This window comes from Acinetobacter sp. YH12231 (assembly GCF_013417755.1).
GTDB lineage: Bacteria > Pseudomonadota > Gammaproteobacteria > Pseudomonadales > Moraxellaceae > Acinetobacter > Acinetobacter amyesii.
In genome coordinates this window covers 1-7,581 of the sequence record NZ_VPDJ01000048.1, presented here as the reverse complement: position 1 = coordinate 7,581, position 7,581 = coordinate 1, and the positions used below count along the sequence as shown (strand labels likewise).

Sequence of the window (7,581 nt, the reverse complement as noted above, 5' to 3'; positions counted from 1 at the left end):
AAAATTTAACATAAAATCTCATATACGAAATTCGGGTGTTAGAACCCATTCAAAGTGTACTCATCAGTACACTTTGAAATTTTGATATAAAAAATTTAACATAAAATCTCATATACGAAATTCGGGTATTAGAACCCATTCAAAGTGTACTCATCAGTACACTTTGAAATTTTGATATAAAAAATTTAACATAAAATCTCTTATGCGAAATTTAGGTCTTATCCCAAATAAATCCATTAAAAAGATCTTTATCTTTCTGCTTATTTTCTTCGGTCTTATTTTCCGTATTTAAAAATTGCTCAAAATCGGCTAATTGCTGCTTAAACGATTCATCATTTTTTAATTTATTTAAAGCCCAAGCTCCCAGTAGAATTTTACGTCTCGTATCATCTTTTCTTTGTTGATCAGAAACTTTCTTTTTTTCACGTGCAATGGCAGCTTTTTTCTGTTCTTTTAGCTGTCTTAAGCGTTCTTCTTGCTTTGCAATTTTTTGCTCTAAATTATCAACACTCATACCATCACCGTATCAAGGAATCCCCCTCAAGCATAGGTCTGTTTGAATTGAAATTCAAGACAGCCCATGCTATCGTGGTTTTCCCGAAGGGCGCACTTAGCCATTGGATTTCATCCAATGGTGCGACAAGGGGTAAATCCCCTTTGTAATCCCCTGACCAACATATACATGTTGGTAATTTCGATAAATCGAAATAAAGAGCAAAAGCAAAATGGCGATATATCATTTTTCAGTTAAAACGATTAGTAGAGGTAATGGACGATCGGCCGTTGCTTGTGCTGCATATCGTTCAAGTGAAAAATTGGTATGCGATTTTTATGGAAAAGAACAAGACTACACAAGAAAAACTGGTGTCGAATTTACAAAAATCTATGCACCTGAAAATACAAATACTGAGTTACTCAAGCGCCAAACACTTTGGAATGAAGTCGAAAAGGTTGAACGTAGAAAAGATGCATTACTTGCAAGAGAGTTTGAGATTGCATTTCCCAGTGAGTTAAACGCTGAACAGCGTGAAAATATGCTCAATGAACTTTGCCGAAACCTCGTTAAAAAATACGGTGTCATCGTTGATGCTGCTATTCATGCACCTCATACAGACAGTGGAAGTGATGAACGCAACTACCATGCACACATCATGTTCACAACCCGAAGTATTAATGAGCAGGGTGGCTTTTCAGCAAAAAAATATAGGGACTTCAGTCGTGACAATGGCACAGAAACTGTAAGCCACTGGAGAGAATCATTTGCAGAGTTATGCAATCATCACCTGGAACAAAATGGATTTGATGAACGTGTCGATCACAGAAGTTATGAAGACCAGGAAAGTGACCTAGAAGCAACTCAGCACGAAGGTCCTCAAGCGACATACCTCCGGAGACGAGGGATATTTACAGAAATTAGTCTGAAAAATGATGAAATTAAGCTACGTAATTTAAAAATCAAAAAGGTCATCGCACTGGATGAAAACATCAAAGTATCTGAGGATCTTGTTCAAAAAGTACGAAGTGAGCTTCAGTTTCAATACTCTCAAGCTGAGTATTCAGAAAAAACTTCTCAGAAACTTTATGAATTCCAAAATGAAGAATTATCAAAATTAACAACAAAATTAGACACGATGAGTTCTGCAATATCAGAACTACGCAAAAAAGAGCCTTTATTTTTTAAAACAAAATGGATCAATCAAATAAATGACCTGATCGACCAACACAACACCCAACTAGACATCCAAAAGCATATTTCTGGTCTTAGTGAAATAGAAAAAAAAGAGAGATATTCTGATCATTTAAATAAATGGACAGAAGAAAATCAGCTGCTCCAGCCTAAAAAGTCTTTTGCAAAATTTGACGAACCGAACATCACTGTTAAACAACGAAAACTTAATGATCAAATTTCAAATATAGATCATCAAATTTCTGAAATATCACGCAGAGAAACTGAGTATCAAGAGTATGTACGCGATCAAAGACTGGAGATCATAAATAGTTATATATTTGAAGAAGATAACTATGGAAATAAATACTTTAGTCCTCAAAATGGTGAAAAACAAAAGCGACTATATGCAGAAGAAATGGAAGATCTAAAAATCCAAGAATTGCATGCGGCTTTTACAAAAAAAATTGAGACCGAAGCGCAGCAAGAGTTTTCCCAAAAAAGAGCAATACAGCTCGAAAACGACCGAAAAGATCGTGAATCTAGAGAACAGCAGTTACGTAAAGAACGAGAGCAACAAGAACAACGCTATGCACAAGAACGAGAGCAACAAGAACATTTGGCATTTGTAAGACGCCAAGAACAAGAAAAACAGCAGAGAAATGAGCCTAAAAAGCCAGAAAATGACAATAACCATGACTACACGCCTTAGAAATCCCATTTAAGCGCAAAAAAACGGGGGTTTTAGCGACTTTTGATAGAAATACAGTAAAACTATAGTTGATAAAAATAAAATCGCTTAGAACGCAAATGAGAGCCTTTTAGCGAGTATCTACGAGCGACACAACGAAAGTTTGCTTATTCCCCCTCTGAAAAACCGTTTTTTATTGAATTACTGGGGACAGTGATTAGCGAGTGTCTACGAGCGAAGTATTGATGCTTTTGCTCGTCAAAAAGCATGAGCATAGCGAATGCATTATTCATGTTTTGCTTTTTGAATCCTTGATCATATATGCAAAAAACTGCCCCCCACGAAGCGAGTGAAACGAGCTTCAATAGAGTACGAGCTTTAGCGAGTACCAAGGGCAGTTTTAATAACTCACTTTGGAAATAAATTCCCTTTTATTCTTTTAAAAAGCTTTTAAAAGCTTTTAGACCCCCCTATAAACCACGCCTAGCAATGCTTTCAGACTTTAAAAAACTACTTTTACCGGACATTAAACTACAAATGCCGGACAAAATGGACTTAAAAAACTACTTTTACCGGACATAGAAACTACTTTTACCGGACATTAAACTACAAGAAAAAGTTTGTAGTTTTGTTAAAAAACTACAAAAATAGTAGTCAAAAAATAAACGACAATGTATGTTTAAGCTACATAAATACCAATGTAGTTAGTTAGTTTTTTGGGGTTGTAGTTATATGGACGAAAATAAAAAAACATATCCTCTGAGCTGGGTTGTTATGCAAAACAATGTTCAAGAATGCTTTAAGAGTATGAACATTGATGAAAAACGAATGTTAATACTTGCTAGCCCAATTGCTAGAACCACTGATGCAACTGAAAAAGACCGAATTATGATTACGGCAGAAGAGTTTGCTAGAGAATGTGGCATTAAAACGCATTCCGCATATACGCAGTTAGAACTAGCCAGCAAGAATCTACTTAAAAGAAATTTCTCTTATAACAATGAAAGAGGAAAAAAGGTGCTGTCGAATTGGGTGATTGATTGCACTTATGAAGACGGAGGGATAGCTATACGTTTCCCTGAAATCGTTCTACTGATGTTAAAAGAGTTTGATAAATTAAACCCTTATACAAAATATAAAAAAGATATCGTACTAAGTTTGAAAAAAGATTACTCATTCGATCTTTATCATTTAGCTAAAAAGCATCAAGCAATGGGACAATTTGAAATGTCCTTAGAACATATAAAAAATGAGCTGGGTTTGCCCAAATCTTATGACAAACTCTGTAATTTAAAAGACCGAGTAATGAAGCCTTCATTAAATGAGATTACAACTAATACAGATATTGAACTCACTTATGAAAATGTAAAAAAAGGGCGTTCAGTAGTTGGCTTTAAATTTATAGTGAAAGAAAAACCTAAGCCAAAATTAATAGCGCCTCAGCGAGATCAAAGAACTATAGATATGTTCTGCAATTTATCTGATGCTCAAATTAACAAGTACAGCACTATTTTATCTAAACTTTCTGAGCTATCAGACCTCAGTAATTTCCCAGACTACCCGACATTTGCCCTCTGGATTAGTGGCATCTTACGAGATCCGAAAAGTGTAAGAGAGGAAACAACAAAACGGATTTTTAAAGCTCTTCATAGCAAGACGGATTTTAAACCATGAGAACTAAGGCTGAATTAGATGCAATGAGTCATCAAGAACTCAAAGATTATGAGCAAAGTTTACTTGCTCTGTGGACACCAAGAATGGCTATTGAAAGTGACATTGAAAGGTTAAGCACTCATCACAGCGAATTATTAGAGGTTTTTAATCAATTAAAGAATCCGGATGCACCTAAAAATTCACGTTTAAAAGATTCAATCTTGTCTCTGAAATATAAAATCGAATCGCTTGAAGGTAAGTTGAGTGATCTTATTCAAGATAATCGCTTAAATTCTGCAGATTGAATTATTCAGTTTATTTAATCAAAATCGTGGAACATTGATTAAAGACTAGGCGTGGAACGTGAAAAGTAATAAAAAAAGCCCAGTCATTGACGACTGGGCTAGAAAATTGAAACTACAGCGTTGAATTTTCACGAGAATTATAACAAATTTCGTATAAGGTGTATTATGTTAATTTTAGAAAATCTTCACTACTATTATTTTAAAATAAGCCTTATATCCAAGCATAAAACAAGGTTGTCTAGACTTCTTTTAACAGTAAAGTTATCATAAAACTGAATTTTATTTTTTAGGTAAGTTTATGCATTCTATCCGCATTCGTTAAGACACAACTATTTGCATAGTGACACTATTTTATAATGGTGGGCTTTTGTTGTGTCTTTAAGAATATATGCGGATATATAAAGTAAAAGTATGCTTAATTTATAAGTATGCTTTTAGTGCATAGTTTCCAGTTATAACTTAATTGACTAGCTATTTGTCCACCCTGTGGATGAATAGCTTTTTTTTTGGGAGGACACTGTGATGCTAGCTTTTGTTTTCACCTAAATCCTGTTTGCTGCATAAAAAATTTCAAGAGCTAAACAGGAGTAAATAAAAATGAGTTTAATTATTAAAGCGAGAAACATACGCTTGGATTATGCTGGGCGTGATGTTTTGGATATTGATGAATTGGAAATTCACTCTTATGACCGTATTGGTCTTGTGGGTGATAACGGAGCAGGAAAGAGTAGTTTACTCAAAGTACTTAATGGCGAAATTGTTTTAGCCGAAGCGACATTACAGCGTTTTGGTGATTTTGCACATATCAGCCAACTGGGCGGAATCGAAATAGAAACGGTCGAAGACCGGGCAATGTTATCTCGCCTTGGTGTTTCCAATGTACAAAACGACACAATGAGTGGCGGAGAGGAAACTCGTGCAAAAATTGCTGCCGCATTTTCCCAACAAGTACATGGCATTCTAGCGGATGAACCAACCAGCCACCTTGATCTCAATGGAATAGATCTACTTATTGGTCAACTTAAAGCATTTGATGGAGCATTACTTGTTATCAGTCATGACCGATATTTTCTTGATATGGTTGTAGACAAGATATGGGAGTTAAAAGACGGTAAAATTACGGAATATTGGGGTGGTTACTCGGATTACTTGCGTCAAAAAGAAGAAGAGCGACAACACCAAGCCGTAGAATATGAGCTGATGATGAAGGAACGGGAGCGATTAGAATCTGCTGTGCAAGAAAAACGCCAGCAAGCTAATCGATTAGACAATAAGAAAAAAGGAGAAAAATCCAAAAACTCTACCGAAAGTGCTGGACGACTTGGGCATGCAAAAATGACTGGCACCAAGCAAAGAAAACTGTATCAGGCAGCTAAGAGTATGGAAAAGCGTTTGGCTGCATTAGAAGATATTCAAGCACCAGAGCATTTGCGTTCTATTCGTTTTCGTCAAAGTTCAGCCCTAGAACTGCACAATAAGTTCCCGATTACGGCAGATGGTCTGAGCTTAAAATTTGGTAGCCGTACTATCTTTGATGACGCTAACTTTATAATACCGCTTGGCGCTAAAGTCGCTATAACTGGATCGAATGGAACAGGGAAAACGTCCTTGTTAAAAATGATATCAGAACGTGCTGATGGATTAACCATATCTCCAAAAGCTGAAATTGGCTACTTTACACAAACAGGATATAAATTTAACACGCATAAATCTGTGCTCTCCTTTATGCAGGAAGAGTGCGAGTACACAGTTGCGGAAATTCGTGCAGTATTGGCTTCAATGGGGATCGGAGCGAATGATATTCAAAAAAACTTATCCGACTTATCGGGAGGTGAAATCATCAAACTGCTTTTATCCAAAATGCTTTTAGGAAAATATAATATTTTGCTTATGGATGAACCAGGAAACTATCTTGACCTAAAAAGTATTGCCGCATTAGAAACAATGATGAAGTCCTATGCAGGAACTATTATCTTCGTATCTCATGACAAGCAATTGGTCGATAATATTGCTGACATTATCTACGAGATCAAAGACCACAAAATCATCAAGACTTTTGAGAGAGATTGTTAATGATAGCCAATCTAATCCGAACATTAATTATTGAACTCTTTAAAGGAAATTAAAAATGACAATTCAAGATATTCAATCACTTGCTGAAGCACACGGCTTGTTGCTTACGGACAAAATGAATTTCAATGAAATGGGCATTGATTTTAAGGTCGTTTTTGCTCTTGATACAAAGGGGCAACAATGGTTGCTGCGTATTCCTCGTCGTGATGGCATGAGGGAACAAATCAAGAAAGAAAAACGCATTTTAGAATTGGTAAAAAAACATCTTTCTGTAGAGGTTCCTGATTGGAGAATTTCATCTACAGAATTAGTGGCTTATCCCATACTTAAAGATAATCCTGTTTTAAATTTGGATGCTGAAACCTATGAAATAATTTGGAATATGGACAAAGATAGCCCGAAATACATAACATCTTTGGCAAAAACCTTATTTGAAATCCATAGTATTCCTGAAAAAGAAGTTCGGGAAAATGATTTGAAAATTATGAAACCTTCAGATTTAAGACCTGAAATAGCAAACAATTTGCAGTTAGTAAAATCTGAAATTGGTATAAGTGAGCAATTGGAAACCCGCTACAGAAAATGGTTGGATAATGATGTTCTATGGGCAGATTTCACCCAATTTATACATGGCGATTTATATGCTGGGCATGTACTAGCTTCAAAGGATGGAGCTGTTTCAGGCGTTATTGATTGGTCAACAGCCCATATAGATGACCCAGCGATTGATTTTGCTGGGCATGTAACTTTGTTTGGAGAAGAAAGCCTCAAAACTCTAATCATCGAGTATGAAAAACTAGGGGGTAAAGTTTGGAATAAACTATATGAACAGACTTTAGAAAGAGCAGCGGCCTCTCCTTTGATGTATGGTTTATTTGCCTTAGAAACTCAAAATGAAAGCCTTATCGTTGGAGCAAAAGCTCAGTTGGGAGTTATATAATTTAAAAATATGATTGCTGAGAACTGCCTTGTTTTGAAACTTGGTTGGCTTTAATTAGTTTTTAGTATTCTTTATAGAAAATGCCTCGATCAAGGGGCATTTCTAACAATCATTTAACATAAAATTTCATATACGAAATTCGGGTGTTAGAACCCATTCAAAGTGTACTCATCAGTACACTTTGAAATTTTGATATAAAAAATTTAACATAAAATCTCATATACGAAATTCGGGTGTTAGAACCCATTCAAAG

General features: G+C 35.6%; 6 protein-coding genes. 5 read left to right on the top strand and 1 reads right to left on the bottom strand.

What is annotated here, in order from left to right; translation table 11 throughout:
• Nucleotides 1-211 precede the first annotated feature (211 nt).
• Entirely contained in the window at nt 212-514 is a 303-nt protein-coding gene (locus FTV11_RS16675) for a hypothetical protein (RefSeq protein ID WP_163169824.1), read from the bottom strand.
• 211 nt (nt 515-725) lie between these two features.
• Between FTV11_RS16675 and mobQ the strand changes: the two genes are divergently transcribed.
• The 5 genes from mobQ (at nt 726) to FTV11_RS16650 (ending at nt 7,328) form a co-directional block, all read left to right on the top strand.
• Nucleotides 726-2,378, top strand: a complete 1,653-nt coding sequence (mobQ, locus tag FTV11_RS16670) for a MobQ family relaxase (protein WP_004870770.1) — start codon at nt 726-728, stop codon at nt 2,376-2,378.
• A gap of 711 nt (nt 2,379-3,089) precedes the next feature.
• On the top strand, nt 3,090-4,031 hold the full coding sequence (locus FTV11_RS16665; RefSeq protein WP_020846814.1) for a replication initiation protein: 942 nt from the start codon (nt 3,090-3,092) through the stop codon (nt 4,029-4,031).
• On the top strand, nt 4,028-4,315 hold the full coding sequence (locus FTV11_RS16660; protein WP_004870774.1) for a hypothetical protein: 288 nt from the start codon (nt 4,028-4,030) through the stop codon (nt 4,313-4,315). Before FTV11_RS16665 ends, FTV11_RS16660 begins: the two co-directional genes overlap by 4 nt.
• A gap of 597 nt (nt 4,316-4,912) precedes the next feature.
• Nucleotides 4,913-6,388 (top strand): ABC-F type ribosomal protection protein Msr(E), encoded by a 1,476-nt coding sequence (gene msr(E), locus FTV11_RS16655; protein ID WP_000052512.1) that lies wholly within the window; start codon nt 4,913-4,915, stop codon nt 6,386-6,388.
• A 55-nt stretch (nt 6,389-6,443) separates the two neighbouring features.
• The gene (locus FTV11_RS16650; RefSeq protein WP_000155092.1) at nt 6,444-7,328 is read left to right on the top strand and encodes an Mph(E) family macrolide 2'-phosphotransferase; all 885 of its coding nucleotides are present in this window, start codon (nt 6,444-6,446) and stop codon (nt 7,326-7,328) included.
• Nucleotides 7,329-7,581: the final 253 nt, after the last annotated feature.

What these genes read in the sequence shown, in the direction of transcription:
- FTV11_RS16660 (WP_004870774.1), top strand. Translation starts at nt 4,028, where the DNA reads ATGAGAACTAAGGCTGAATTAGATGCAATGAGTCATCAAGAACTCAAA.
- mobQ (WP_004870770.1), top strand. Translation starts at nt 726, where the DNA reads ATGGCGATATATCATTTTTCAGTTAAAACGATTAGTAGAGGTAATGGA.
- FTV11_RS16675 (WP_163169824.1), bottom strand. Translation starts at nt 514, where the DNA reads ATGAGTGTTGATAATTTAGAGCAAAAAATTGCAAAGCAAGAAGAACGC.
- FTV11_RS16665 (WP_020846814.1), top strand. Translation starts at nt 3,090, where the DNA reads ATGGACGAAAATAAAAAAACATATCCTCTGAGCTGGGTTGTTATGCAA.
- FTV11_RS16650 (WP_000155092.1), top strand. Translation starts at nt 6,444, where the DNA reads ATGACAATTCAAGATATTCAATCACTTGCTGAAGCACACGGCTTGTTG.